Annotated in this window: 24 protein-coding genes; 18 read left to right on the top strand and 6 right to left on the bottom strand. The window is 59.1% G+C overall.

Annotated elements, in window-relative coordinates; all coding sequences use genetic code 11:
- Window positions 1-256 precede the first annotated feature (256 nt).
- Window positions 257-583 carry a DUF4148 domain-containing protein gene (locus tag LY284_RS36230; protein WP_049815721.1) on the top strand — a complete coding sequence of 109 codons (327 nt, stop codon included), beginning with the start codon at window positions 257-259 and terminating at the stop codon, window positions 581-583.
- A 490-nt stretch (window positions 584-1,073) separates the two neighbouring features.
- The gene (locus LY284_RS36225) at window positions 1,074-1,757 is read left to right on the top strand and encodes a heavy metal response regulator transcription factor (protein WP_029672314.1); all 684 of its coding nucleotides are present in this window, start codon (window positions 1,074-1,076) and stop codon (window positions 1,755-1,757) included.
- A gap of 286 nt (window positions 1,758-2,043) precedes the next feature.
- Here the strand turns inward: LY284_RS36225 and LY284_RS36220 are convergent, their stop codons facing one another.
- The 3 genes from LY284_RS36220 to LY284_RS36210 all read right to left on the bottom strand — a co-directional run bounded on the left by LY284_RS36220 (window position 2,044) and on the right by LY284_RS36210 (window position 3,911).
- Window positions 2,044-2,391: a response regulator transcription factor gene (locus LY284_RS36220; RefSeq protein WP_029672313.1), complete on the bottom strand. Its 348-nt coding sequence runs from the start codon at window positions 2,389-2,391 to the stop codon at window positions 2,044-2,046.
- Window positions 2,392-2,719: 328 nt separating this feature from the next.
- Window positions 2,720-3,391: a cytochrome c gene (locus LY284_RS36215; RefSeq protein WP_233392116.1), complete on the bottom strand. Its 672-nt coding sequence runs from the start codon at window positions 3,389-3,391 to the stop codon at window positions 2,720-2,722.
- A gap of 193 nt (window positions 3,392-3,584) precedes the next feature.
- Complete coding sequence (locus LY284_RS36210) at window positions 3,585-3,911, bottom strand: DUF4148 domain-containing protein (RefSeq protein WP_033536748.1); 327 nt, start codon at window positions 3,909-3,911, stop codon at window positions 3,585-3,587.
- A gap of 989 nt (window positions 3,912-4,900) precedes the next feature.
- Between LY284_RS36210 and LY284_RS36205 the strand changes: the two genes are divergently transcribed.
- The 13 genes from LY284_RS36205 to LY284_RS36145 all read left to right on the top strand — a co-directional run bounded on the left by LY284_RS36205 (window position 4,901) and on the right by LY284_RS36145 (window position 19,261).
- The gene (locus LY284_RS36205; RefSeq protein ID WP_029672310.1) at window positions 4,901-5,263 is read left to right on the top strand and encodes a hypothetical protein; all 363 of its coding nucleotides are present in this window, start codon (window positions 4,901-4,903) and stop codon (window positions 5,261-5,263) included.
- A gap of 92 nt (window positions 5,264-5,355) precedes the next feature.
- Window positions 5,356-6,651, top strand: a complete 1,296-nt coding sequence (locus LY284_RS36200) for a TolC family protein (RefSeq protein WP_029672309.1) — start codon at window positions 5,356-5,358, stop codon at window positions 6,649-6,651.
- An 11-nt stretch (window positions 6,652-6,662) separates the two neighbouring features.
- Complete coding sequence (locus LY284_RS36195) at window positions 6,663-8,213, top strand: efflux RND transporter periplasmic adaptor subunit (protein WP_029672308.1); 1,551 nt, start codon at window positions 6,663-6,665, stop codon at window positions 8,211-8,213.
- Window positions 8,210-11,416, top strand: a complete 3,207-nt coding sequence (locus tag LY284_RS36190) for an efflux RND transporter permease subunit (protein ID WP_029672307.1) — start codon at window positions 8,210-8,212, stop codon at window positions 11,414-11,416. Before LY284_RS36195 ends, LY284_RS36190 begins: the two co-directional genes overlap by 4 nt.
- The gene (locus LY284_RS36185; RefSeq protein ID WP_029672306.1) at window positions 11,413-11,763 is read left to right on the top strand and encodes a copper-binding protein; all 351 of its coding nucleotides are present in this window, start codon (window positions 11,413-11,415) and stop codon (window positions 11,761-11,763) included. Before LY284_RS36190 ends, LY284_RS36185 begins: the two co-directional genes overlap by 4 nt.
- A 79-nt stretch (window positions 11,764-11,842) precedes the next feature.
- On the top strand, window positions 11,843-13,681 hold the full coding sequence (dsbD, locus tag LY284_RS36180; RefSeq protein WP_033536827.1) for a protein-disulfide reductase DsbD: 1,839 nt from the start codon (window positions 11,843-11,845) through the stop codon (window positions 13,679-13,681).
- Between the two features lie 550 nt (window positions 13,682-14,231).
- The gene (locus tag LY284_RS36175; protein WP_029672303.1) at window positions 14,232-14,525 is read left to right on the top strand and encodes a hypothetical protein; all 294 of its coding nucleotides are present in this window, start codon (window positions 14,232-14,234) and stop codon (window positions 14,523-14,525) included.
- Between the two features lie 53 nt (window positions 14,526-14,578).
- Entirely contained in the window at window positions 14,579-14,806 is a 228-nt protein-coding gene (locus LY284_RS36170; protein WP_029672614.1) for a DUF2933 domain-containing protein, read from the top strand.
- A 105-nt stretch (window positions 14,807-14,911) separates the two neighbouring features.
- Window positions 14,912-15,070, top strand: coding sequence for a hypothetical protein (locus LY284_RS36165; RefSeq protein WP_160172906.1), 159 nt, complete (start codon window positions 14,912-14,914; stop codon window positions 15,068-15,070).
- A gap of 2 nt (window positions 15,071-15,072) precedes the next feature.
- Window positions 15,073-15,624, top strand: coding sequence for a PCYCGC motif-containing (lipo)protein (locus LY284_RS36160; RefSeq protein WP_049815765.1), 552 nt, complete (start codon window positions 15,073-15,075; stop codon window positions 15,622-15,624).
- A gap of 39 nt (window positions 15,625-15,663) precedes the next feature.
- Window positions 15,664-15,981, top strand: a complete 318-nt coding sequence (locus LY284_RS36155) for a P-II family nitrogen regulator (RefSeq protein ID WP_029672611.1) — start codon at window positions 15,664-15,666, stop codon at window positions 15,979-15,981.
- Between the two features lie 352 nt (window positions 15,982-16,333).
- Window positions 16,334-16,729: a Cu(I)-responsive transcriptional regulator gene (gene cueR, locus LY284_RS36150; protein ID WP_029672610.1), complete on the top strand. Its 396-nt coding sequence runs from the start codon at window positions 16,334-16,336 to the stop codon at window positions 16,727-16,729.
- A 75-nt stretch (window positions 16,730-16,804) separates the two neighbouring features.
- Window positions 16,805-19,261, top strand: coding sequence for a heavy metal translocating P-type ATPase (locus LY284_RS36145; RefSeq protein WP_075644179.1), 2,457 nt, complete (start codon window positions 16,805-16,807; stop codon window positions 19,259-19,261).
- Window positions 19,262-19,328: 67 nt separating this feature from the next.
- On the opposite strand, the gene LY284_RS36140 is transcribed toward LY284_RS36145, so the two are convergent.
- Complete coding sequence (locus LY284_RS36140) at window positions 19,329-19,985, bottom strand: isoprenylcysteine carboxylmethyltransferase family protein (protein WP_034472839.1); 657 nt, start codon at window positions 19,983-19,985, stop codon at window positions 19,329-19,331.
- Complete coding sequence (locus LY284_RS36135; RefSeq protein ID WP_075583530.1) at window positions 19,978-20,223, bottom strand: DUF2933 domain-containing protein; 246 nt, start codon at window positions 20,221-20,223, stop codon at window positions 19,978-19,980. The genes LY284_RS36140 and LY284_RS36135 overlap by 8 nt, the downstream gene beginning before the upstream one ends.
- 385 nt (window positions 20,224-20,608) lie before the next feature.
- Here LY284_RS36135 and LY284_RS36130 point away from each other — a divergent pair, with 385 nt between their 5' ends.
- The 3 genes from LY284_RS36130 to LY284_RS36120 are packed head-to-tail and all read left to right on the top strand — an operon-like array spanning window position 20,609 to window position 22,568.
- Window positions 20,609-21,223 (top strand): LemA family protein, encoded by a 615-nt coding sequence (locus LY284_RS36130; protein ID WP_033536753.1) that lies wholly within the window; start codon window positions 20,609-20,611, stop codon window positions 21,221-21,223.
- The gene (locus tag LY284_RS36125) at window positions 21,220-22,068 is read left to right on the top strand and encodes a YgcG family protein (protein WP_033536754.1); all 849 of its coding nucleotides are present in this window, start codon (window positions 21,220-21,222) and stop codon (window positions 22,066-22,068) included. Before LY284_RS36130 ends, LY284_RS36125 begins: the two co-directional genes overlap by 4 nt.
- Window positions 22,069-22,070: 2 nt before the next feature.
- Window positions 22,071-22,568: a TPM domain-containing protein gene (locus LY284_RS36120; RefSeq protein ID WP_033536755.1), complete on the top strand. Its 498-nt coding sequence runs from the start codon at window positions 22,071-22,073 to the stop codon at window positions 22,566-22,568.
- A 1,211-nt stretch (window positions 22,569-23,779) separates the two neighbouring features.
- Here LY284_RS36120 and LY284_RS36115 read toward each other — a convergent pair.
- Window positions 23,780-26,950, bottom strand: a 3,171-nt coding sequence (locus LY284_RS36115; RefSeq protein ID WP_233392114.1) for a conjugal transfer protein TraG N-terminal domain-containing protein, incomplete at its 5' end; no start/stop codon positions are given.

Here is a 26,950-nt window from a genome sequence, read left to right as displayed (position 1 = left end):
AGCATCGCACCGACGCGATGTTACTTATTTGACCGCCATCACGGCTGCGCCGCGCACGGCAACCACTCATACCGTGAAAGAGCAGAACCTCTCAATTGGAAAAGCGCAATGCAGTGACACACTCAGCCCTTCGCGTCCTGCACGTTGGGTGACTGAATAGTCATCTGAGCGTCACGGTGTTTTCAGGTGCACGTCTTCAGAATAAGCCCCGTAGCGCGTCGAATCACCGACGCAGCTGTTAACAACGAGGTTAAACATGAAATTGCATCGTCTTGCTGTCGCCCTATGCTTGAGTGTCGCCACAACAGCTGCCTTGGCAGATTCTATGCACAATTACCCTCCGAAGGAAACCGCAAGAGCGGAAAGTGTTGAAACTACTCAATCCGCTCACGTCTGGCAAGCGCCGGTCGCTCAGGCCGCACCCACAGGGAAGACCCGACAGCAAGTCTTGCAAGAATTGAAACAAGCGGAACGAGACGGACTCATCCAGCACGGTGACAACGACTATCCGCCTAGCGAATCGCGCGTTCAATTGAACAAAGAAAAGTACGCTGCGCGGCAACGCGCGGCGCAAGCGCAGTAAGGGTCGGCCGGCTCGCGCTGCCTTGTTTCGCCAACAAGGTGCAGTGTTTGACAGCCAAGGTGTGAGCCGGACACTTAGGTTACGCTGGTGCTGAAAGAGCGAGGTCCAGCTTGAAAGCAGATATTGGTAGTGGCCGCGTAGTAATGGTAGCGATAATAGCGGGCGTCGTTCTTGCCGCCTGTGGCACGATATCGAATCAGAAAGGCTCTGCTGCTAGCACTAACACACGCGCTGCACCGAGTCCACAGTTGAAGCCCGAGTATCCCTGCCAAAACCTGCACGTAAAGCCAACGAACTGTCCTCCGCGGTAAGCGAACCGCGCGCATCAAGTTCGGCCGGTAAGGTTCTTGGAGAGGGGGAGGCTCACGGAGTTCATCCCTCGCCTCCTCGGTTCTCAATTTGTCTTCCCCGGAATAATCTCGAAGCGGAGTGCAACGCGGTGGGCGCTTCCGCTCGGAACCATTGGTCGAAAGGAATAAATCATAGCGGTATGCGCATCCTACTTATCGAAGACGAGCAGAAGATGAGTTCCTATCTTCGTAAAGGACTCACGGAGGCGAGTTTCACTGTCGACATTGCCGACAATGGTAGGCATGGCTTGTTTCTGGCCCTGCACGAGGACTTCGACCTGATTGTCCTTGATGTGATGCTGCCTCAGATAGATGGTTTCGAGGTGCTGAAACGGTTAAGGGAGCAAAAGGACACGCCTGTGCTCCTTCTGTCCGCGAGAGACACCACTGAGAGCAAAGTTAAAGGTTTCGAGCTGGGCGCTGATGACTATTTGGCGAAACCCTTTGCGTACATAGAGCTGCTGGCTCGAATCCGTACTCTTCTTCGACGAGTGCCTCGTTCGGCCCGTGACTACGTGTTCATTGCTGATTTAGAGATTGAACTCATAAAGAGACGCGTGAGGCGCGGTGGCGTACGGATTGAACTTACCGCCCAGGAGTTCGCTCTTCTTCAATTGCTGGCAGAGCGGCAGGGCGAAGTCTTGACTAGAACGTTCATCACATCGCAGTTATGGGACATAAACTTCGACAGCGATACAAATGTGGTCGACGTCGCGGTCCGAAGGCTCAGAGCTAAGATTGACTCCTCCTTTGACAAGAAGTTGCTCCACACTGTCCGCGGAATGGGTTACGTGCTGGAGGACAAGTCTCCGGCGAGTGAATAGTTGAAAGACCATCTTGTCCGAGGTCTTAAGGGTAGCACCCTCGCCGCAAGAAGTACGCGACGTCGGTCCCGGCGCGGAAAAGGGAGCTGGGCCTCCCGCGCACGGAGATGTTCCATGATGCGAGTGATACCTGCGGAAGGTGCCGGCTTGACGAACCTCTGGTCGGATTGGAGGAGCCCCTAGAAGGCGCGCACACCTCGATTTCGGTGACGACGTCAAGGGGACCATGCAGGCCGCCGAGGGCACTCGCGTTCTCTGCTCGTCCTGGCATGAATACCGCCCACGGCTACGGTGCAGTAAGCAGGTGTTCAATCTGGTGCATCGAAATGGGTTTGATTAACCAGTCGTCGAATCCGCTCAGTTCGCCGCTCGTGCGAATTTCAGCGCGGCCTGTAATGGCAACAATGCGGGCATGCCTTGACAGGCCGCAACGAATCTGAGAGCACACGTCTCGTCCATCGACATCCGGTAGTGAGATGTCCAGAAACACCAGGTCGAAGATTTGCTGAGACGCCATCCAGCTTGCCGTGGCTCCATCATATGCGACCGACACAGAATGGCCCAATTCGAGTGCGATATTTGCCAACATATCGGCTGTGTCTATGTGGTCGTCGACGAACAAGACCTTCCCCATGACAGCTCTCCAATAGTGCAGGTCGACCGAAACGCCGTTGCTGTGGCGTCGATGCGCAACCGCGCGCTGCGCAGTTGGCACTTTGCAACTTGTTCGCGACAACGCTCCTGTGTTGAAAAAAAGGCCCGACATTTCTGCCGGGCCCAAGGTGGACGGAATCGCTTACCGGCAAAAACGCGTATTGGCATACGCGTTCAGCCTTTGCCGTACGAAACCGTCCGCGTGGCCGAAACTCGACCTCTCCGCGAGCCAACCAATCGAGAAACCGGCAGCCTCATGCGGAGCGCCTCAGTCTGTACGAAGGCCCTCGAAGCGTGACTGGAAAACTTCAGTCCGCGCCATGAGTATGATGGCTGGTCTCTGGGCTATGTGAGGAAGTGGCATCATTCTTCGCGTCCTCTGCTGCGCCGTGCATCGACTTCATTCCAGGCATGTTCTTCATACTCTCCATTTCCTCGTCTGGAGGCGCGTTGGCCACCATTTCCTTGTATTCCTGTGGGCTCATACTCGGCAGTTTGTTCACGAAGGCAACCATACTCCAAATCGTCTCATCATCGTGTGTCTTGCCCCAAGCGGGCATTGCGCTCATCTTGAGGCCGTGCTTGATAACCCAGAATGCGCTGCGCGGGTCCAATTGCGACTTCGCCAGCTCCGGCGGCTGAGGGTAGAGTCCAGGAGCCAGCTCCGAATCTTTCACTCCAGGTGCAAGGTGGCATGTCACGCACATTGCCGCGTATTGCCCCGCGCCCTTAAGAATGAGTTCGGGACTATTGAGGTCTGGCAGCGCGATGTCCTTCGAATGAGCCTCGATGGACCTCATCCGCAATGTTTGCAAAATCTTGTAGGTAAGGGACCAATGCGGAGCATCTGCCCCCATGTTGTAGCTTCCAGACAAGACGAACGCGGTCGCACCGACGAGCGCGACGGCCGACAATGACGCTGCAGGAAGAACCCAGTGTCTCATGCTCTCACCGAGAAGAAGGGAATCGGCCAACATCATCCAATCAACGCTTCATGGCGGCTCGAACGCTGTCTTCGCTGAAGAAATCCATGTTTGGCAGTTCGACGAACCTCTCGTTTTTCCGTCGAACTGCCGCCCATCGCCAGCTGAATTCTGCAAACTCTTGTGCCACGTTGGCTAAGGCCATCCGTCGAGCGAAGCAAGTTGGCCTGAAATCCTAGTTGTGTGGAGGTCAGCGATTGCGAATCCGATAGAGTTCTCTATTGCGTTCGATGGTTCTCTCGCTGGGCGGGTAGTCGTTCTTGCTGGTGGGGATGATGCCGTCCCGTTGCGCTTGAATCATTTCGGCGACGACTTCCGCGCGGCTCTTCCCAATTTTGCCTGTAGCAGCCACGCCATCGGAGCTGCCGCCATACGACTGCGTGCTGCTGCTCGACGCCGCTAACGATTCGGCCACTCGGGTCGGCTGTACGCCGTTCAAGCGATAGGCATGTTCGGCAAAAGCTGGCGCTGCGACGGCGATGCTCAGGGTAGCAACCAACAACGGGATTACTTTCATTGCGTCCTCCAAGTGAGTTTGATTGGAGGAAAGTTTAGGTTTTGGACTCTGTCGGGAGCATGGCTTCAACATGAAAATTGCGCAACGTTTGAAGCGTAGAAAATGTGGATGAAGTTGGCTGGCATTCTCCCGGTTGGCTACCTACTCTCGCATCTTAATGCCTCGGAGCGTATTGAAGACGTCTGATGACGAACAGATTGCCAAAATGTAATCCCAGCGCAATGAACCGTGCGCCGTTGGTTTGTATAGTTAGAATATTGGGATGCAAAATCTGGTAAAAATGACTGCGTTAAGTTTTGGCAAATAGGACTGCGTATCAAATCAAGACTCTTCGTGATAAAGCGACGACTTCAAATCAGGCGTGCTCGTGTAGCGTTGCGTCATCGGTTCTGAGCGGTTTCGACGTGCGTCAGAGGGTGCTACCGATGTTTTAAGAGCCGGCGCGCGGGACACTGTGTCTCGCGCGACTTCATGCCGTTTTGACGTCCACGCGGATGGTGGACCTCGACTATGCTTCCCTAAGCGTTCGACGGACGTGCGGGTAGTCGTGTGCACCGCCATCCCTTCAGACCCGGTTGCAACGCCGGGTCTTTTTTTTTCCGAAATTCACGGGCTGGGGCTCGAACGTCTCCGGATATTGCGGCGAACTGCCCCTACAACCGCGGTCCGTCGGAACTAGCAGTGTGCCAACCGCTTTGGTCCCTGGTCCAAGCGCATGCTGACGGTCTACGTGGTCGTTTGAAGGATAGAAGTGGGTTCCGGCCTGCTGCGCCGTAGCTTTGTGCGTAAATTTACCGCCGGCAGGTACCGGACGCTTAGTGATGTTGGCTGCACTATAAAACCTCGCGTGCATCCTAGCGCGGTAATCGGCACCGCGTTGAGCTGCTCCGCCGGACGTGCTGCCGGTGCACGTCGTGGCCGGTAAAAAAGCGGCGCGGACGACAAATTTCCTAGAACGTGTATAAAATAGCTTCGCTACGCTTCTAGACATGAAATTTCTTCGGATACTGCTCCTCCTGTTGCTTTGCGCTGTGCTGCCCATCAGTGGGCTGGCGGCCAGCGGCTTGACCGGAGAATGTCCGATGCAGATGAGCGCGGGCTCTGACGAAGGAAGCGCGATGTCGTCGGAGATGCTCGGGTGCGAGATGACGAAATCTTCTCAACCTGAGAAGGCTAAAGGGTACTTTTGCAAGGCAACGGCGCAATGCCAGCTCGGCAGCCTCTACCACCCGGTTTCGCGCCTCGAGGTAACGCGTCCTGCCGCCTTGTCCAGCCCGCCCCAATTCCACTACGCGCACTCGCTCGTCGACCGTGAACCGGCCGGCCTCTGGCGACCTCCTCGCACTCTCTAATCCCTTGCTGACAGGTTCGCCGCAATAGCGGCGAGGTCGTCCTGCATTCAGGACGTGGATTCCCTATGGGAGTCCGCCGTTGGGGTTAGAACATGCCTTTAATCATTGGCACGCCGTCATACCGGCGTGCATCCCCGCGCGCGCATTCACTTTTTGCCGCGCTGATTCTCACGAGCGTGACTGTGTACGCTCAGGAAACACCCATTACGCTTGATGCAGCACTTCAGGCGGCGACCGACCATTCTGCCGTCATGGGGGCGGCGCAGGCCTCGGTGCGCGCGAGTTCAGAAGCGGCCATCCGGGCAGGTCAGTTGCCCGACCCGGTACTCAAGGCGGGCATCGATAATCTGCCCGTGACAGGGCAGCAGAAATTCACGGTCGGCCAGGATTTCATGACGATGCGTCGCGTCGGCATCGAGCAGGAATGGGTGTCGGGCGAGAAGCGCCGACTCCAATCCGCTCTAGCAAACGACGTTGTTGACCGCGAGCGAGCGGGCTATCTTGCTCAGCTCGCGAACACGCGTCAGCAGACTGCCATCGCGTGGCTGAATGCGGTGTACGCAAAGAAGACTGTCTTGTTGCAGCAGGAACTCGTTGAACACATGAGTCATGAGCTCGCCGCGACGAAGGCTTCATACCGCGGGGCGAAGGCGACCGCCGCTGATGTCACGCAAGCGCAGGTGATGCTCGCGCAGACCCAGGACCAGTTGCTCAAGACCCGCCAAATTTTCCAGACGGCACTCATCGGGTTGTCTCGATGGACGGCGATGCCTGCGTCCGACGTGGCGGGCGAGCCGCCCGCGCCCCTATCCTACGTATCGACGCTACCTCCGGAGGAGCTCAGTGAGGTACAGCCGGCACTCGTCGCTGCGTCGCGCGACATCGCGCTCGCCGATGCCGATACGGCCGTCGCGAACAGTAACCGAAGCCCGAACTGGACGTGGGGCGTTGCGTACCAACAGCGCGGCGGAGCGTACTCGAATATGGTGTCGATTGGCGTCAGCATCCCGTTGCCCATCAATCGCAAAAATCGCCAGGACCGGGATGCGGCGGAAAAAGCGGAGCTTGGCACTAAGGCGCGCCTGATGTACGAGGACGCGCAGCGTCAGGTCGAAGCCGACATCCGCACTCAGTCCGCCACCCTCGCGAGCGGTCGCGAGCGCATTGCCAATCTCTCCAACTCGCTACTTCCGGCTGCTGGCCAGCGCGTACAACTAGCGGCTGCCGCCTATAAGGCAGGCACCGGCTCACTCGCCGACACCTTTGCAGCTCGACGCGCGCAACTAGAGGCTGAACTTCAGGTGCTTGAACTGCGGCGAGACGTGTCACAGACCTGGGCACAGCTTGAATACCAGGTCGTCCCAGCTTCGATGACTGCGGGTCAGTGAAGGAGAAACGAATGCAAAAGAAACAACTGGCACGCGCAGCCTTGGCGGTGTTTGCGGCAGCGGCGCTGCTCGCCGTCGGCTATGTTGCCGGCACCCATCGTCCGGCTTCAGGAGGAGCAGGCGCTGTCGCCGCCGCCTCCACGTCAGGCGACAAGGTCGACCCGAAAACGGGTCGCAAGGTGCTGTATTGGCATGACCCGATGGTCCCGGCACAGCATTTCGACAAGCCGGGTAAGTCGCCTTTCATGGATATGCAACTTGAGCCCGTCTACGCGGACGAAGGTGGTAGCTCGACGGGCGTCAGCATCGACCCTGGCCTCCAGCAGAACCTCGGTATCCGTTACGCGACCGTGCGCCGTCAGGAAACTTCGGAAGGGTTCGACGCCGTCGGCACTACACAGTTCGACGAGTCGCGGGCAGACGTCGTGCAGTCACGCGTCACAGGTTACATCGACCACCTATACGCCAGCGCCCCGATGCAGCGGATTGCGAAAGGCGCACCGATTGCGTCGCTATTCGTCCCCGACTGGCTGGCACCCCAGGAGGAATACCTCGCGCTCAGGCGCAGTGGAATGGACACCGGCCTGCTGGAAGCGTCCCGCGCGCGCATGCGGGCGTTGTCGATTCCGGACGGCGTCATCGCGGCGCTCGACCGGACCGGTAAAGCGCAGACCCATGTCGTGCTGTCGTCGCCAGAAACGGGCGTCGTGAGCGAACTGAACGTCAGGGATGGCGCGATGGTCACGCCGGGGCAAACGCTGGCCAAAATCGCGGGGCTCTCGAAGTTGTGGCTTGTCGTCGAAATCCCGGAAGCGCTCGCATTGACGGTGCAACCCGGCATGACGGTCGACGCTAGGTTCAGCGGTGACCCGTCCCAGCACTTCAAAGGCCAGATTCGGGAAATCCTGCCTGGCATCAGCACGACGAGCCGCACGCTGCAGGCTCGCCTTGAACTCGACAATTCAGCGCTAAAGCTGACGCCGGGCATGCTCATGCGAGTGCGCGTCGCTGGCCAGAAGGCAGTGCCGCGGCTGCTGGTGCCTTCAGAAGCCGTCATCACAACCGGCAAACGCTCCGTCGTCATCGTGAAGAACGGCGACGGACGCCTGCAACCTGTTAGTGTCACCGTCGGCAACGATGTTGGCAACGAGACTGCGGTGCTCAGTGGCCTGAACGACGGCGAGACGGTTGTCGCCTCCGGCCAATTCCTCATCGACTCCGAAGCCAGCCTGAAATCAGTTCTGCCGAGGCTCGAAACTCGCGCGGCATCAGGGGCAACGGGCGTTACGCCCGCGACCGTTTCGGCGCCAGCCTCTGCCCCTGCGGCGACTCAGACGTATGAGACCACCGGTAAGGTCGAGAAGGTAACTGCGGGCGACATCACATTCTCACATCAGCCCGTTCCGGCGCTCGGCTGGGGCGCGATGACGATGGCGTTCAACAAGCCTTCGCCCGATGCATTCCCGGACGTCAAGGCGGGCGAGACGGTGCATTTCGTGTTCAGGCAGACGGATGACGGATATCAGCTCACGAAGGTCGAACCGGTGGGAGGCGCCAAATGATTGCGCGTCTCATCCGCTGGTCCATCCGCAATCGCTTCCTCGTGTTGCTGGCGACGGTCCTGGTCGCGTCTTGGGGTGTCTACTCGGTGAGTGAGACGCCACTCGACGCGCTACCGGACCTGTCCGATACGCAAGTCATCATCAAGGCCTCGTATCCGGGCAAGGCGCCGCAGGTCATCGAGGACCAGGTCACCTATCCGCTGACCACAACGCTGCTCGGCGTGCCGGGCGCAAAAACCATCCGCGCCTATTCCTCGTTCGGCGACGCGTTCGTGTACGTGCTCTTCGATGACAAGACCGACCAGTACTGGGCACGCTCACGCGTGCTCGAATATCTAAACCAAGTGCAAAGCCGCCTGCCGCCAGGAGCGACGGTCTCGCTCGGTCCGGACGCAACCGGCGTGGGCTGGGTGTACGAGTACGCGCTTGTCGACAGGACAGGGCAGCACGACCTCGGGCAACTGCGCGCGCTGAACGACTGGTTCCTGAAGTTCGAGCTGAAGTCGGTCCCCGACGTGTCTGAGGTGGCCAGCATTGGCGGCATGGTGCGCCAGTATCAGGTCGTCCTTGACCCGGACAAACTGCGCGCATATGGCATCACCCAGGCAATGGTGACCGATGCACTGGGCAAGGCGAATCAGGAATCGGGCGGGTCGGTGGTCGAGATGGCGGAGTCCGAATATATGGTCCGCTCTTCCGGCTACCTTCACTCGCTGGATGACTTCCGCAACATCGTGCTGCGCACGAACGATACGGGTACACCTGTGTTGCTCGGCGACGTGGCACGTATTCAGATTGGACCTGAGATGCGGCGCGGCATTGCGGAGCTGAATGGACAGGGCGAAGTTGCGGGTGGCGTCATCGTGATGCGCTCGGGGAAGAACGCGCTGACGACTATCGACGCCGTGAAAGCAAAGCTCGCCGACCTCAAACGTTCTCTGCCCGCCGGCGTGGAAGTCGTAACGACCTATGACCGCTCGCAGCTTATCGAGCGCGCCGTGGACAACCTCAAGGACAAGCTCATCGAGGAGTTCATCGTCGTCGGGATTGTCTGTGCGGTCTTCTTGTTCCATCTGCGCAGCGCGTTTGTCGCGATTCTGTCGTTACCGCTCGGCGTCCTCGCAGCCTTCATCGTGATGCGCTATCAGGGTGTCAACGCGAACCTGATGTCGCTTGGCGGCATTGCGATTGCCATCGGCGCGATGATTGACGCAGCCATCGTGATGATAGAGAACGCGCACAAGCATCTGGAAGCGTTCGAGCATGAGTATGCTGGCACGCGGATTTCTGCCTCGCAACGCTGGGACCTCATTGCCACGTCTGCGGCTGAAGTGGGGCCGGCGCTCTTCTTCTCTCTGCTCATCATCACGCTGTCGTTCATTCCAGTCTTCTCGCTGGAAGGGCAGGAAGGCAAGCTGTTCTCGCCGCTGGCATTCACGAAGACCTACACGATTGCGGCCGCTGCGGGACTGTCGGTCACGCTCGTGCCCGTCCTGATGGGCTACCTCATACGTGGCCGCATCCCGCACGAAAATGCCAATCCCATCAACCGGGTGCTGATTCGCCTCTACAGGCCGCTGCTCGAAGCAACGCTTCGACGCCCGTGGTTTGTCATGGGGCTCGCCGTGGTTGCGTTGGCTGCCACGATAGTCCCGGTTTCGCGTCTCGGTGGGGAATTCCTGCCACCACTTGATGAAGGCGACCTGCTGTACATGCCGACGGCGCTTCCGGGCATCTCGGCTGAGAAAGCGTCGGAACTACTGCAGCAGACCGACCGGCTCATCAAGACCGTGCCGGAAGTGGCCACTGTCTTCGGCAAGTCCGGCCGCGCCGACACTGCCACAGACCCGGCCCCCCTTGAGATGTTTGAAACCACGATTCAGTTCAAGCCGCGCAGCCAGTGGCGCCCGGGCATGACGCCGGAGAAGCTGGTCGACGAACTGGACGCGACAGTCAAGGTCCCGGGGTTGTCGAACGTGTGGGTGCCCCCCATCCGTAATCGCCTGGACATGCTGTCGACGGGCATCAAGACGCCCGTCGGGGTGAAGATTTCGGGCGCGGACCTTTCACAAATCGACCGAATTGCGACGCAGGTGGAAGCGGCGGTTAAGGATGTACCCGGCGTGACGTCCGCATTGGCCGAACGGCTGAATGGTGGTCGGTACATTGATGTCGATATCGACCGGTCGGCGGCGGCCCGCTACGGGCTTGGCGTGAGGGATATCCAGGCAGTCGTTTCCTCCGCGGTGGGCGGCGAGAATGTCGGCGAGGTGATTGCAGGCCGCGAGCGCTTTCCCATCAATATCCGCTATCCACGCGAGGTTCGGGACTCCCTCGAGAAGCTGCGACAGCTGCCAGTCGTGACGGACCGTGGCGCGCAAATCCAGCTCGGTGATGTAGCGCATATCACGATTGCCGACGGTCCCCCGATGATTCGCAGCGAAAATGCCCGTCTTTCGGGCTACGTCTACGTGGACATCCGTAACACGGACCTACAGTCAGCTGTGAAAGCGATGCAGCGTGCGGTCGCAGAAAAGGTCGTCCTCCCTCCCGGCTACTCGATTGCTTGGTCCGGGCAGTTCGAGTACCTGGAGCGCGCGGCGGCGAAACTGCGCACGGTCATTCCCGTGACACTCGTCGTCATCTTCGTGCTGCTCTTCCTGACCTTCAATTCGGCGGCCGATGCGTTGCTGCTCATGTCGACAGTGCCATTCGCGCTGGTCGGCGGCCTCTGGTTCGTCTGGCTACTGGGCCATGCCGTGTCGGTCGCTACATCAGTGGGTTTCATCGCGCTCGCCGGTGTTGCTGCTGAATTCGGCGTCGTCATGCTGCTGTACCTTAAGGGTGCCCTCAATCGTCGCCTGGAAGACGGTGAGCCTCTGACAGAGGCGCTGCTTTTCGACGCAATACGCGAAGGCGCTGTGTTGCGCGTGAGGCCAAAAGCGATGACGGTTGCGGTCGTGCTGGCTGGTCTTATCCCCATCATGGTCGGACACGGCGCGGGGTCAGAGGTCATGCAGCGCATCGCCGCGCCGATGGTCGGCGGCATGGTCACCGCACCCTTTCTGTCGATGTTTGTGATTCCTGCTGCCTGGTTCCTGTTACAGCGCCGTCGTGCGCGGCAGGCCGACGCGACACCTTTTCATAGTGAAGTACCTTCCGGCACGAGAGTGCCATCTACCGAAACTGGAGAAGTCCAATGAAGAATCTGATTGTCGCAACAGCAGCGTTTGCAGCCGTCTTTGCCACCCCTGCGTTTGCGGGCGACGACATGGCCGGCATGAACATGTCCGCGAAGCCGTCGGCTGCGAAGGCGTCGTCGAACGCCGCGCTGACCGACGCAGAAGTAAAAAAGGTAGACGCAACGACCGGCATGATTACGCTGAAGCACGGCGCGCTGGAGAACGTCGGCATGCCGCCAATGACGATGGCCTTCAAGGCAAAAGATGCTGCGATGGTCACGCAAGCTCACGAGGGTGACAAGGTCCGGGTTCGCATCGAGAACGTCGACGGCAACCTCACCATTGTGAGGCTTGAAAAGCAGTCTTGACGAGGTACTGATACCGTACTCGCAGGCTCGCTATGTGCGGTGGGCCTGCGGTCCGGCCGACAGGAGACAGAGGCCAGCGATGCTAGCAATATCAACCAATGTATGGAGCGCGACGGTCAAACGCGTGTTGCGCGTTGCACTCGGCTTGCTGTTCGTACTGACGTCGCTGGCCGCCCACGCTGTCGACGAGTCGGAACTACTGTCACCTGAACAAGCTTTCCCGTTAAAGGTCACGCTCAGCGCGCCGCAGGAGGTGCAACTCGATTTCAACACTCACGAAGGCTACTACCTTTACCGGGACAGGTTCCGTTTTGCGGTCGACGGCACACCGATAAAGCCGGACCACATGCCGCCGGGTGAGCTGAAAAGCGACCCAACATTCGGCATGGTCACGGTCTACCACCGGCCCATGCAAATCCGTATTCCTTTGCCCCGCCCGATTGCGAGCAGCATTGTGCTGTCCGTCACATCGCAGGGATGCGCAGACTTGGGCGTCTGCTATCCGCCGCAGACGCGAAGTTATCGCGTGGCAGCGAATGGCTCAGTTGCCTCCGTCGCACCAGGGAATAACGCGCCGGCGGCTGTTGACGGATTTCCCGACACTGGCGACGCCCTGCCGGCCGCCAGGCTTGGACTCAATCTACACCCTGCGAATGGCATTTCCCTCGCCGAACTGTTCGGCTTTCTGCTTGCGGGCTTGTTAATGGCCGGTACCGTGTGCATGTACCCGCTCATTCCCATTGTGACCGCGGTTATCGGGGGAGCGCGGGAACCGTCGTCCTTTGGCCGAGGCTTCGCTCTAACATTCGCGTACGTGCAGGGGCTTGCGATTACGTATGCGGCGGCGGGCACCATTGCGGCGCTCATCGGCATCCCGTTAGTGGCGGTAACACAAAAGCCTTGGGTGCTCGCCAGCTTTGGCGTGCTCATGGTCATCCTGGCGCTCGGAATGTTCGGTGTCTTCAGACTGCAACTGCCGACGAGCTGGCAGACCCGAGTGACGGAATGGAGCAATCGTCTGCCTGGGGGGCGCCTTGTCCCAGTGTTCATTGCGGGCATGCTGTCCGCGCTGATTGTCGGGCCGTGCGCGACGCCGGCGCTGGCCGGCGCACTTCTGTATATCGCCAACACCCGCGACGTCATTGGGGGAGCGCTGGCCCTTTACGTGATGGGTATGGGGATGGGAATTCCGCTGCTACTCGTCGGTACCTTCGGAACTAGAATGCTTCCTCGGGCCGGTCACTGGATGGTCGCGGTCCAGAACACGCTGGGGGTAATGCTGCTGGCAGCGGCGCTGTGGTTCGTCTATTCGCTGCTGCCTGTTTGGTTGTTGATGATACTGATTGCGCTGCTGCTCACCGGTTGCGGCGTGATGCTTCACGCGATTGACCCGCTGCCAACAGCTGCGCCCGCGACTACGCGGGTGAGCAAAGCGCTCGGCGTGCTGCTACTGGTCGCGGGCATCGCCGAGTTCATTGGTGCTTTGTCAGGTCAGCGGGACGTCCTCGAGCCCCTTGGTGGTGTGATGCGAGTTTCGTCGGAGAGCACCGGCCAGGGAGCCGCACGCTTCGAGGCGATACGGTCGAATGCAGAACTGGACCAGGCGCTCAACGCAGCACGTGGCCAACCGGTTATGGTCGATTTCTATGCGGACTGGTGCATCAGTTGTAAGGAACTCGAGCGCTTCACGTTTACTGACCCGCGCGTAGTAATCGAATTTGCTCAATGGAAGCTGCTGCGCATTGACGTCACGAAGAACACGCCCGAGGACATAGCGATGCTGCGGCGCTTCGGACTTTTCGGGCCGCCGGCACTGATTTTCTATGACAGGAACGGCAGGCAGCAACGCGACGCGCAGCTCGCGGGATTCGTCGGTGCCGATGCGTTCCTGTCGCACCTGAGGAAATGGTCCCAGTGACATGAAGCCACACTCGAATCTCGCGACGTGTCGTAGCGTTGTGCTGCGACCAAGCCTATACTGAACTTCATGAAATTCTGGGTAAAATTCGTCGCATGTTTTCTGATTGTCTGGTTGCCTTTGATGGGCTACCCGGCATCGGCGACGTCATGCCCGGAAATGACGGCAATGGCTTCACGACAAGCCAGTGTGTCGGGTGCCTCGGACTCGACACCCTGCGCACATGACGCGAAACACAGCGCCGTGAACGCGCAACACGTCTGCCCGGGTGGCGCAGGCGGTTCCCTTTGCGGTGTGTCGGCCATACCCGTGAAGTATTCGGTCCTCGTCACGCCTTCGTCGCCCGTCTTTCGGGCCGTAACTCCCGCCTTCGCTGAAGAGTTCATTCCCGAACTTCCCGCCCCTCCGCCTCGCTCGCTGTAATTCCTCTTTCGACCAGGTTTGAACGGTTCTACGCCGTGGCTCGCGCACGTTCGCTGCGCGCAGCGACTGTCGACCTGCGCATGAACGTTTTACGAGCGACACGATTCAATCGGATTCGGAGCTTTTCATGAACACGAAAACTGTAGGTGCATTGATTGTTTCGGCAGTACTTCTGGGTGCAAGTGCGGTCAGCATGGCAGCAGGAGCAGGAGTGAACAACTCTCCCGGCTCGTCATCGCAGAGCCGGGAACACGGCCCAATGATGGGCATGGGCGGAATGATGGGGGGCTGCCCGATGATGGGTGGTACGGCCGGTATGGACCCTAAAACCGCGATGAAGATGCACGGCGAGATGATGCGCGCGATGGGCGACATCATGCTTAAGTATTCGGACCAAGCCGCAGGGGCTCCGTCGAAGTGAATGAGTCGGCACTCTCCCGCTAAATCTCAAATCATAGCCTTGAGGATTCAATCATGAAGTGCAACACAAAGACGATGGTGACGATTGCGCTTGCTCTCGCACTGATTCTTGCAGTCGGCTACTGGGCACTGCCTCAGATACGAGGCGAACTCGGCAGATTCATCGCGATAGCCAGCGTGCTGATTTGCCCGCTCTCGATGCTGTTCATGATGCGCGGCATGCAGACCCAAACCGATAGACCGGAGAAGTCCGGTCAGGCGACGGAAAAAAGCGGCTCGTAGTTCAACACTCTGATGGCATTACGCAGGGCCGGTGTGGCATTGATGGTCGTCGCGCCGAGTCCCTGCGTAGCACGGGAGCGAATCATGTTTAACGGAAAGCCGATATTGAACATCATCATCGGTCTCTTTGCGGCCATCGGTTTGATTGTCGTGCTGGGTGCAGTTGGCATGACGGCGATGCATATCAGCATGATGCAGGGACTGCATTCCTGCAGTCAGGCGATGCTCGACCCCGGCGCCGACAGAAGAACTGGGAGGCTCTGATAATGAAACGCGATACACCCGAGAAGAATCCGTGGGGCAAGCCGTCGCGAAAAGCGCGGCTTCATCTGCTGTTCCTGTCGGCGCTGGTTCTCGCGATACCTGCTGCGATGGTCTGGGGGCCGTCTCTTATGCGCCACGAGACGACATCGGTTGCGATGGTGGCAGGACCATCCAGTCAGGTACGGCAAGGAACTGCCGCAGTTCCCTGGCATATCGGAATGCTGCGTCCTGACGGGTTGCGCATCATCCCAAGTGGCCGGTCAGATGCCTCCCACGTGCTGAGTCCGAATAAGTTCGTTGCCAAGGACGTGCGGCACGCCTACTGGGTTGCAACGCAGATTCCCGCAGTTCTCAACAAGCTTTACTGCTGGTGCGGTTGCGAGAATCGTGGCGTGCATCGCTCGAACCTGCAGTGCTTCGAAGACGAGATGGCCGTGACCTGTGCCGTGTGCCAGGGTACCGCTGAGATTGCTTACCAGATGACGCAGGACGGCGTTCAGGATGCGGGCAAGATTCAGGCGGGAGTCGATGCGAAGTGGGCGCCAAGAGGATAGGCCCGAGCGGCTTTCTCGCAACTTGTCATGGAGGGGAGCATGGAACTGAGATGCGTTGTTGCAATTGTGCGGCCCGAAGTCCTTAAGGTGTTGGAACGGCGGCTGGGAACAGTTCACGTTCATGGGTTGACCGTCACGCGAGTCAAAGGATTCGGGACTCATCCAAACCCGTTCTCGAACGATTGGACGACCGAGCACATCAAGATTGAAGTCTTCACCGAGAGCGAGCGTGTCGATGCGCTGGTCCAGGAAATCATGGACACCGCGCGCGGCGCCTCAGGGGACGACGGAATCATCGCAGTTCTTCCCGTGGAGCGCTTTTTCCGCGTGCGGACGGCTTCAGAGGCGGCTCCGTGAGCGGGAAAGACGGCGGACGGGACGTCCCCCCGTGCCCGGTCGACGTGCTGACTGCCTCAGTGGGCCCGTCACGTTGTCGAAGCGCGCAAGATTCTCGCGATGCTCTTTGAGCGCGCCGTACGGCAGATATTCGACGCCGAGCTCGACCGGGGTCCGTGCCGACGTCGAAGAAAAATCGAGTGACAGCCGGCGGGTCTGGCTTAGTTCGGCGAGTGCGAAGCATGTCCATACCGATTGTCAGACGAGTCTATCGCTCAGGAGCGGCCACCGATTGAAGCTCCTTGACCTTCCCATGGCAGGAAGGTCAACAATGGGTTGTATCGGTCGAGCGGCCGTTTCGTAAGGGGAGACCATGAACATCGGTGAGGTTGCGAAGTCATCGGGCATGTCCGCCAAGATGATTCGACACTACGAGGAAACGGGCCTGATTCGGGCTGCCGCGCGAACCGGGTCGAACTATCGGGTGTACTCGTCCCGAGATGTCCAAGTGCTGCGCTTTGTTCAGCAGGCCCGACATCTCGGATTTTCGACCAGACAAATTGCGGTGTTGCTGGCTCTTTGGGAAGACCGCAGCCGGTCAAGTCGTGAGGTCAAGCGGCTCGCGAACGCGCATATTGCAGACTTGAATTCAAGAATTCAGGAACTGGTGGACATGAGGGATACGCTCATGCATCTGGCGAAACACTGCAAAGGGGACTCACGCCCCGACTGTCCGATTCTCGACAAACTGGTTGGCGGGACGCATTGATGCATCCATGGGTCGAGGTTTACGATAACCGAGGCAAGTTGTTCAGGGCATGACGACGAGATGGGAGCACTCGATATGAGCAGGCCACTTAGCGACGGTAAGACTTCTCACGACCATTTGGGTGCTGCCCACGAGCCGGGCGGCCAACATGACCAGCCTACGGTCAATGTACAGGGTAAACCGTCTGGGCATGTTTACGACAATCACATCGCGCACCACGGGCATGGTCATGTCGGTGCAAAAGCGGAGACTAATGGCGTGCTCAAGGACCCCGTTTGCGGTATGCGTGTCACTGCGGATTCGCAATTCCGGTCCGAACATGACGGACATCAATATTATTTCTGCAGCGAGTCATGTCAGGAGAAGTTTCGGGCTGCCCCGCTGCGTTATGTCGACCGGCCGAACGATACATCTGTGCAGCCTTCTCCGGAGGGCACGATATACACCTGTCCGATGCATCCGGAAATTCGCCAGGACCATCCCGGAAACTGCCCAAAGTGCGGGATGACCCTCGAGCCCATGTTGCCCAGTCTCGAGGACGAAGAGAATCCGGAATTGACCGACTTTCGTCGCAGATTCTGGTGGACCCTGCCGTTGACCGCCGTGGTGTTCGTCCTAGCCATGTTTGGCCATCGGCTGGACTGGATAGAAGCATCCACCCAGAGCTGGGTTGAGTTCGTTCTCTCTACCCCCGTCGTCGTTTGGGCAGGTCTGCCGTTCTTCGTACGATGCGTTCAGTCGTTCGTCAATCGCAGCCCGAACATGTGGACGCTCATTGGACTCGGCACAGGCGCGGCCTATGCCTATAGCGTCATCGCGACGGTTGCTCCGGGAGTCTTTCCTGAAGCTTTTATCGCCCACGGTCGTGTCGAGGTGTACTTTGAAGCTGCGGCTGTCATCATTTCGCTCACCCTGCTGGGTCAACTACTTGAACTGAAAGCACGGTCACAAACGTCCGCTGCTATCAAGGCGCTCCTGGGTCTCGCGCCGAAGACTGCGCGGCGTATCAATGCTGATGGAACTGAGGAGGATGTCCCTTTGACTCACGTCCATGTTGGCGACCTGCTCCGCGTACGGCCGGGCGAGAAAGTGCCAGTGGACGGGGTGGTCATGGAGGGTTCCAGCTCGCTGGACGAGTCAATGATTACGGGCGAACCAATTCCTGTCGGCAAACGGGTCGGAGACCATGTCATAGGCGCGACCATGAATGCGACGGGCAGCCTCGTTATCAAGTCGGAGAAAGTCGGGTCTCAAACCGTACTCGCACAAATCGTCCAGATGGTGGCGCAGGCCCAGCGCTCGAGGGCGCCAATGCAACGCATGGCTGATAAGGTTGCGGGTGTGTTCGTCGTCGCCGTAGTTGGTATCGCGGCCTTGACTCTTCTCGCCTGGGGCTTGTTCGGCCCCGACCCGAGCTGGGTGTACGGTCTCATCAACGCCGTGGCGGTGCTCATCATTGCATGTCCGTGTGCACTCGGGCTCGCTACGCCGATGTCCATCATGGTTGCGAGCGGCAAAGGGGCCTCCAATGGCGTGCTTTTCAGGGATGCCGCCGCGATTGAGAATCTGCGCAAGGTCAACACACTTATCGTGGACAAAACGGGCACGCTAACCGAGGGGCGTCCCGCCTTTGACCGTGCAGTCGGTGTGAACGGACATTCGGAGGAAGATGTTCTCCGGCTCGCGGCGAGCCTCGACCAGGGTAGCGAACACCCGCTTGCCGCGACCATCGTGGATGCGGCCAGTCATCGAAAACTGGCCCTCGAGAAGGTGGAAAACTTCGAATCGAGCACCGGGATTGGCGTGCGAGGACTTGTCGGCGGTCGGAAACTCGCGCTCGGCAACACCGCGTTGATGGAAGTTGAAGGCATTTCCGTTCGGGAACTCGCCACAGAGGCCGATGCGCTGCGAGCGCAGGGGGCGAGCGTCATGTACCTGGCGGTCGACAAGACGCTGGCAGGTCTTCTCGCGGTTTCGGACCCGATAAAGGCGACGACATCCGAGGCATTGAAGCGGCTCAGGGAAGACGGCATTCGCGTTGTGATGGCGACTGGCGACGGTGTCGTGACAGCCAAATCTGTGGCGACGAGGCTCCAAATCGACGAGTTCCATGGCGAGGTCAAGCCCGCCGACAAGCTTGCGCTCGTAACGAGGTTCCAGGAGGAAGGCAAGGTCGTGGCCATGGCCGGAGATGGTATCAACGATGCGCCAGCGCTCGCCAAGGCCGACGTGGGTGTTGCGATGGGAACCGGTACGGACGTCGCGATGAGCAGCGCTCAGGTCACGCTTGTCAAAGGCGACTTGCGCGGCATCGCGCGGGCCCGGGAGCTATCTGAAGCCACCATCCGCAACATGAAGCAGAACCTCGGCTTCGCGTTCGTCTACAACGCATTGGGTGTCCCGCTGGCCGCCGGCGTGCTCTATCCATTCACAGGGCTGTTGCTGTCCCCGATGATTGCGGCGCTAGCAATGAGTTTGAGTTCGGCTTCAGTCATCTCGAACGCGCTGCGTTTGCGCAACGTAGAGATTTGACTCATCGCTTCGGATTGTAGGGCGGGTATCGTGGCTGTATACGGTACACGCCCACTTCCTCGATGCCTCATTGGACCTGCGCGGTATCCCTGCCAGATAGCCTCGGAACGAAGCGCGGTGTTCGTGCGGCATATTCGCGCCACGCCTGTCCGAACTGCTGTTCGGAATCATGCTCCTCCTGACGGGCAAGGTGCACGTACATAGCGACGAGAATCGGGAACATGACGAGCGTCACCAACGTGGGCCACTGCAGCAGGAAGCCAGCCATGATAATGACGAAGGCGACGTACTGCGGATGCCGAACTCGAGCATAGGGTCCCGTCGTTGCCAGTTGCCCTTTGCGCTGCGCTTCATAGAGGACGTGCCACGCCGTCGACAGCAGATAGAAGCCACCGAAGATAAGGGCAATGCTGGACAGATGTGGGAAGACAAGGTGCGGATTGCCGTGCTGGCCGGTTATCGTCCACCAGATGTGACCGGCGTCGTGGGTGAACAGGTTCGTTTGCGGAAATTTCGCCTGGAGCCAACCAGCCAAAAGATAAATGGTAAGCGGAAAGCCGTACATCTCGGCAAACAGCGCGACGACGAACGCCGAGAAAGCTCCGAAGGTGCGCCAGTCTCGGGCAGTATTTGGTTTGAAGAAACTGAAAGCGAAGATGATGAAGATTAGGGAGTTGATGGCAACCAGCCCCCACAGTCCATACCCGCCAGTTGGGTCATTCATCTCGCCCTCCCTCCGTGTCCGTGCTTTGAGTAACGCTGCGCTCTCCGTGATGGTGTCCGTGGTGCATGAAAAGATGCATCAGCGGGCACGCCAGGAGAAGCAGATATGGAAGCGCGCCAAGAAAGTGCGCGCGATGTTCTGAGAACATAAAGAATGCGGCTATCGCCCCGAAGCCGAGCAAAGCAATAGCGCCGCGCGATTTCCAAAACGGTGACGCGACGTGAGAAGGCATCTTCATACCGGGCTCCCTGATAACTGGCTGGACGTTGTCGACTGTAACGACGGGGGTGAAGAGTCGATTGACCTAACTCAAGGGAAGTGCGATGTGGCTGGAATCGTGACTCGAGAATCGCGAGCGAGAAGCGTTTCCACACAGTTCCGGAGCTGACGACAGCTTGTCATCAAGACTGGCCAGTGACGCAGCAGCAAGGGGGCAACGTCAAACATGAACCTCGTTGATGTGCGTCAAAAGCAAAGTTCTCTTCGAGCGTAGGCTGGCATCACCATCTCGGCGGTGGTGCGTCGCTTCCACCTGGCAACCAAGGAATTTGCGGTCGTCGCATACGGCGCGCGGTCCTGTGGCAAGTACAGGAGCCGGATTCTCGACGGATAGGAACAGCTCAATGCGCACACTACTTTTAGGCTTGGTCACCGTCATCGTTCTCGCAGTCTCGGGGTGCGGCTATAACACCATCCAGACTCGGGACGAGCAGGTAAAGGCTAGCTGGTCAGAAGTGCTGAACCAGTATCAGCGGCGCGCCGACCTCGTTCCCAATCTTGTGAATACGGTCAAGGGCTACGCAAGCCAGGAAAAGGATGTGTTCACGCGCGTGACGGAGGCACGGGCACGGGTGGGCTCCATCCAGGCGACTCCTGAGCTTATCAACGACCCGCAGGCATTCGCGAAGTTCGAAGCAGCTCAGGCCCAACTGACGAACTCGCTCTCGAGGTTGCTGGTGGTGTCTGAAAATTATCCGCAGCTGAAGTCAGATGCCAATTTTCGGGACCTGCAAGCCCAATTGGAAGGAACTGAAAATCGCATCACGGTTGCCCGAAACCGCTACATTAAGGCGGTGCAGGACTACAACGTCACAGTGCGCTCGTTTCCGTCAAATCTAACGGCGAGTGCGTTCGGCTATAAGGAGAAACCCAACTTCTCGGTGTCGAACGAAGCGGAGATTGCCCGCCCTCCACAGGTTGACTTCAGCGCGGCGCCGGCGAGCGGAGCGGCCAATTGAACATACTGAAAGCGGCCAGAATCGTTTTCTTCGCGCTCGTCTCGTTCTGGCTGCTTGTTGCCAACGCAGATGTCGCGATTCCAACGCTAACCTCGCGCGTCACCGACGAGACCAAGACGCTCACCACCGACCAACGCGCAGCGCTCGAGCAGACGTTACAAAAATTCGAGGCGAACAAAGGGAGTCAGCTTTCGGTGCTCATCGTTCCGACGACGCGACCCGAAACCATCGAGCAGTATTCGATACGGGTTGTCGAGCAATGGAAGCTTGGTCGCCAGCGTATCGACGACGGTGCGCTACTCATCGTCGCAAAAAATGACCGAACGTTACGCATCGAAGTGGGATATGGCCTCGAAGGCTCGCTGAATGACGCCACGAGCCATCGCATCATCGACGAGGTAATCGTTCCCAAATTCAGACAGGGAGACTTCTACGGCGGTATCACGGCCGGTGTTGACAGCATGATGAATGTCATCAATGGTGAACCGTTGCCCGCGCCGGACCGAAACGCAGGCGGTCGTTCAGGGCGCGTAGGAGGCTACTTGCCCATCCTTTTCGTGCTCACCTTGGCGCTTGGTGGCGTGCTTCGTTCCATCATGGGACGTCTCCCGGGCTCGCTTGTGACGGGCGGCGCTGTTGCGGGCATTACATGGGTGCTCTCGGGGACAGTCTTTGTGGCAATCGTCGCGGGGGCGATTGCTCTCGTGTTTACGCTGGTGGGTGGTGGCATGGGTGCGTACGTCGGAGGGCGAGCTATCGGCGGACGGGGTGGCGGGTCGGGGAGGTCACCGTTTCGCGGTGGCGGCGGTGGTTTCGGCGGCGGCGGCGCCTCGGGCAGGTGGTAGCCATGGACCTAAGACGCGTCGTCAGACACATGTTCATGACTCGCTGGCAAGTGGACCGTGCCTTCCCACACCGGACGCTGCGAGCAATTGAAAAGGCGATTCAGACAAGTCACCACGCCCACATAGGACAGGTTCGATTTGCCGTGGACGGCGCACTGCACGTTAGTGAACTACGGCGCGGCACGACAGCGAGGGAGCGCGCAATTGATGTCTTTTCGGAGCTTCGTGTTTGGGACACTGAGCACAACAATGGAATACTCATCTATCTCCTGCTCGCCGACCGTGATGTTGAAATCGTCGCTGACCGAGGTGTGCACGCCCGGGTGCACGCTGCCGAATGGGAAAGGATTTGCAAGAAAATGGAGGCGAATTTCAAGCTCGCCAAGTACGAGGTCGGCGTTCTCAAGGGCATAGAAGAAGTGACCGAACTGCTCACGAGGCACTTCCCTATCCAGCAGGAGCTACGCAGCGAACTGCCGAGCAAGCCGACCGTATTATGAGCCGGGCCACCCCGCATGGGGAAGGACAACGGATGGCCGATTTATACCGCGTCAGACGATGGCAAGCAGCGTCAAAGGCCGCAGAGGCAAAACTCCAACTGGGAGACGAAACGCTGCACGTATTGGCTCTCGGGGCGCTATAAATTTCTAGGAGCGCTTTCGTGTCGCATCAATCTGGCACCCGTTGTATGGGTCTGTATGCTCAATTTCATGTAAGCGCTCGTGCGAAGTGCTGGTCGCGCGACTGCTTAGCTGTCTGCGTATAAATCCGATTCTCTAATATACTAAAAAGAGTTCGTTCCAAGATATTAGGCTTTCTTCAAAAAGCTAAGAACAGAAGTCTCTTTTAGGGCCACACTCCGTTCACATCTTCGGCCCTTCGCCGTATCTCAGGCGGCGAGTCGCCACCGTCTCCATGCGGTCTTCATGCAGGAACGCATGGGGAGACCTAAATGCGGAGAGTCAATGCACGGCAGTTCCCAGAGATGACCCTCCAGACGTTCAGTACGGGCACGCACTGCGACTGAGTTCGCAGCGGCAACGTGACGAATACGAACTGCAACTGAGGATTGAATCGCGGCAGCGTCATAGTTACTTCTTGGGTCAGTCTGTCTTGCGAAGCACTGCACGGCATCGTTCGAGCTCCTCGGTGAGCGAGTCTATCTCCGTCTGCATTTCCGCTACTCGTTCAAGAAGCCGACCGACGTGGTTCCAATAGGCACCGCCCGAACCATCTTCCTCACGCGCCAGTTCCTGAATCTTACGAAGGGCCGGCTCCAAGTCGATATGGTCTTCCGAGAGGGGCAACGCTCTGGCGCGGTTTCCACTCGGGCAGTGTCAGGCTGACGCGAGCGCCTGAACAAGACACCCTCGTTCACGTATCGCTTCATGATGCGCAAAAAAGGACCAAAATGAGGACTAGCGCCACGGCCGGCACATACAGCAGGGCCAGGTTTCGAAGAGCGAAGTCCAGGAGTTGTTTCATGTCTTCTGAAGTTGCATGACTACCAGACGTAGTTGCCTGCGACGCTTTTTCGTCACTTCTCAACGAAAGCCGCGGCGGCACGTATTACTCGCTTCTTTTCATCGAACCAGCCGACAAACGATATTAATTTGGCGCCAGAAGGCAAAGCCTTGTCGGAGCTAGAGCGCCCTAACCCGGAAAATGCACGGGAATCAAGACCACCCCTTTACGTGCTGGTCAAAATCCTCTACTGGCCGCCGGGGCCACGACGTACAAAGTGAGACTTCGGCGGTTCACCTTGCTGGGCTGCGGGCTTATCCGCAGGCTTCTCAACACGATCGGTATTGCCCAGACGCGTACGGGAAGACTGCCCGTCCTTTCGGCCCACGTCGACAACGTTGTCTGCGACATTCGCAGCCGTTCTGATCACTGTGCCGTGACCGTTCGCGTCGAGGCCGGAATCAGCAGCGAGCCGCTCGGCGCCCGTGACCGCCTGCTCAACGTTATGACGACCGCCGGCAACCCTCGACTGAACTTCGTTCTGCAGATCAGGGGCAAGGTTGAAGTTCGGGTCCGCCGCCTTGGGCAATTCCTGCGGTCGACCTGCGAGGGCGGGAGCGTTCGGCACGCGGGAACCTGGGTGAGCCGGTGCAAGGTGCGCCGCCGCCGGGTGAGCTGTGGGATGCGCCTGAGGAACGCTGGCCGGCGCTCGCTGTGAAGGAATCGCCCCAACCATTGGTCCGTGCATCCGCGCTCCGGCCGCGTTCGCCAGTCCGCCGCCATCCACGCCCGTGCCATCAACCGGCTTGCCGATATCGAGGTTCATTGGCCCGCTATTCACGTTGGGCTCGAAACGCATGTGCTGAAGCGCGCGGCCTTCGTCCGCGAGGTATCGCGCTGCTGCAAGACGATCCGCCGGCGCGGCCTTTTCGTCCTGCGCCATCATCACCGCTGCGCGATGCCGATTAACCGCATCCTGCGCGTCACGATCGCCAACGACGCGGTCCGTCGCTCCGGACGCTGCGTCCGACTCGGCCTTGGCAATATAGGGTTGTACAGCCGAGTTCTCAGAGAACTGGCGGCCGGACGTTAGCTGGAACGCGGCGTATTCGCTGTTCGATCTCTGCTGCCATGCAAGCTCCGTTGCACCGATGGTGGAACTCATGTTGACCATGCTGGACGTGTCGCGCACGCCTTGGCTCGCGGAGTCGGAGACCGATTGCACCTCGCTGAGTGTTTTTTGGTAGGACTGCTGGATAGACAGACTCTTGGACAGTTCACTCGACGAGCGTTGCCCCGCACTCGTGTTCTGGAACTCAGACATCGTCTTGGACAAGGCGCGTGACATCGCCACGGAGTCGTTGTAGTTTTCATTACGCGTGCGGCTTTGTGCGTCCTGCAACGAATCGTTCGCACTCGTCGCCGTGTCGCCGTGCGCGCCCACGTTGAAGCGAAGTCCCCTGTTGCTGAAGCTCGCGCTTCCGCCCCCACCAGCGGACGTCTGATTGGAGTTGCTGCGCACGCCCGTGACAGCGCCACCCGCCTGCATGTCATTACCTGTGCGCTGTTCTGCGTTGAAGTTGCGTGCAAGGGCCTCCCCGACCTGGCGATCCAGCCCGATGCTCTGGTAGTTGCCGCTGCTGATGGCGCTGCGAATATCGGCGAGGTTCGACTCCCCTGCCGTCAAGGCCCTCGACCGCGTGTCCGATTCGGTCAGTGATCGCGCGGCCTCGCGTACCGAATTACCGAAGGTATTGCTTGTGGAGACGGCGTTAAGGCTACCCGTCATCGCCAGGCGGCCGGACCCATTGCCTGTCTGGCTGATCGTGCCCACCGCGCTGTTCTCGAACATCGGTCGCGTCGATTCGGGCGCTGGCGCGAGGTTATCGGCCGTATCCCGACCTTTAGGTGCGATCGTTGTGGCGACACTCGTCATCGCGGACGATTCACCCAGCCCAAAGATCAGGCTCATCAACACCGGAAGGCTCGCCATGATATGGGAGCCGACGCCAATCTGCAGGCTGAGTTCCTTGTACGCGGAAAGCGTGGACGCCTGCGAGATCCAGCCGCCTTGGCGCAGCGACTGGAGGTAGTTCGCCACGTCGACGCAGATCATGCTGTTCACGAGCTCCGCGCCGACGTTCACCACGAGCAACGGCCACACGATGATGTGCGCGACCGTCTTGACGCATTTCCCCGCCTCGATGCCCGCGAACATCATCAGCATGACGATGGCCGGGCCGAGCCCGATGATCATCGCAAGCAGGTAATTGCCGAAGCTGCCCGCGTACCGCAGCATCGGCACTTCGCTGGCCGCCTGCTGGAGGTTGTTTCGCTCGACCTCGGCGGCCTGTAGTGCGGTCGCCTGACATTCCACTAGCGTGTCGCTACTCGCCTTCAGGCAGTTCAGGTTCGTCTCGACTATCTCCGAGAAAAGCAGATTCATGAACTCTGCATTAGCCTGCCCCGTCCCGCCGGAGAACACGTTGCCCAGGGTATTTGCCCGCGTGACTGCAGAATACTGCGCTGCAACCGTGTTGAAGCTATAGTCTGCCCCCGGCAACGGCTGGTCCATGCCGTTGACCGCGCCCTGAATGACACGTGTGAATTCGACGGAATTGAGTGCGTCGGTAATGTCGTCCGCGACCTTGTACGCGGCATCCGAGCAGGAAAGAATCTGCGTCGAGCTGAGCCCAGGATCATTCACCATGCCGTTGGTGTTCAGCGATGCCTGGTACAGCAATGCGCCAAGAGCGGTCGGGTTCAGCCCGTTGATCGAAATGGACTGTGCGCTCGTCGCGCCCGTGTTGCCGGCGTTCTGGACGAGATTCTGGATGCTCGCGTAGTTGACTCCGGAATCGGGCCCGAGGCAGGCTGCGAGCACGGTTTTCACTTCTGAGTCGACACCGCCGAGTCTCACCATCGCCGTGCGAGAGGTTAGCAAGACCTTTAGTGGGTTCAGGAAACCATTTGCACTCGCCGAGATTGCGGGATAGTCCGCGTCAACGGTCTGGAACGCAGTCGAGTATGCCGCGTTCAGATCCATCGACAGGATGCTGCCGGCGGCCGGAATCGCCGAAATGACGAGCGGAACGTTATCGACCTCGGTAACCGCACCATTGACCGTTGCCTCGAGCTGCACCGTGCCCTTGAGCATCGGATTGGTGAGGGTCATAGCCAAAATGAAGGGCATGAGTGTGTTGAATGCGCCATGACCAAGGACGGCGGCACCCTGCCCGCCTGGGCTCCTCAGGACGGCGCTGGTGGACGACGCAAGCAGTCGCCACATGGCGACAACAAGCGCAAAGCCCCAGATCCACGCGTCCTCCTTGCAGATCATCGCTACCCCGTTCAGCACGGCGTAGAGCGTCGTCAGGTCGGCGCTCGTGGAATAGATGGTGAGAGTTGGAATAGCCAC

Origin of the sequence: Caballeronia sp. PC1 (genome assembly GCF_021353155.1) — a bacterium.
GTDB classification, from domain to species: Bacteria; Pseudomonadota; Gammaproteobacteria; order Burkholderiales; family Burkholderiaceae; genus Caballeronia; species Caballeronia cordobensis.
This window is presented reverse-complemented; position numbering and strand designations above follow the sequence as displayed.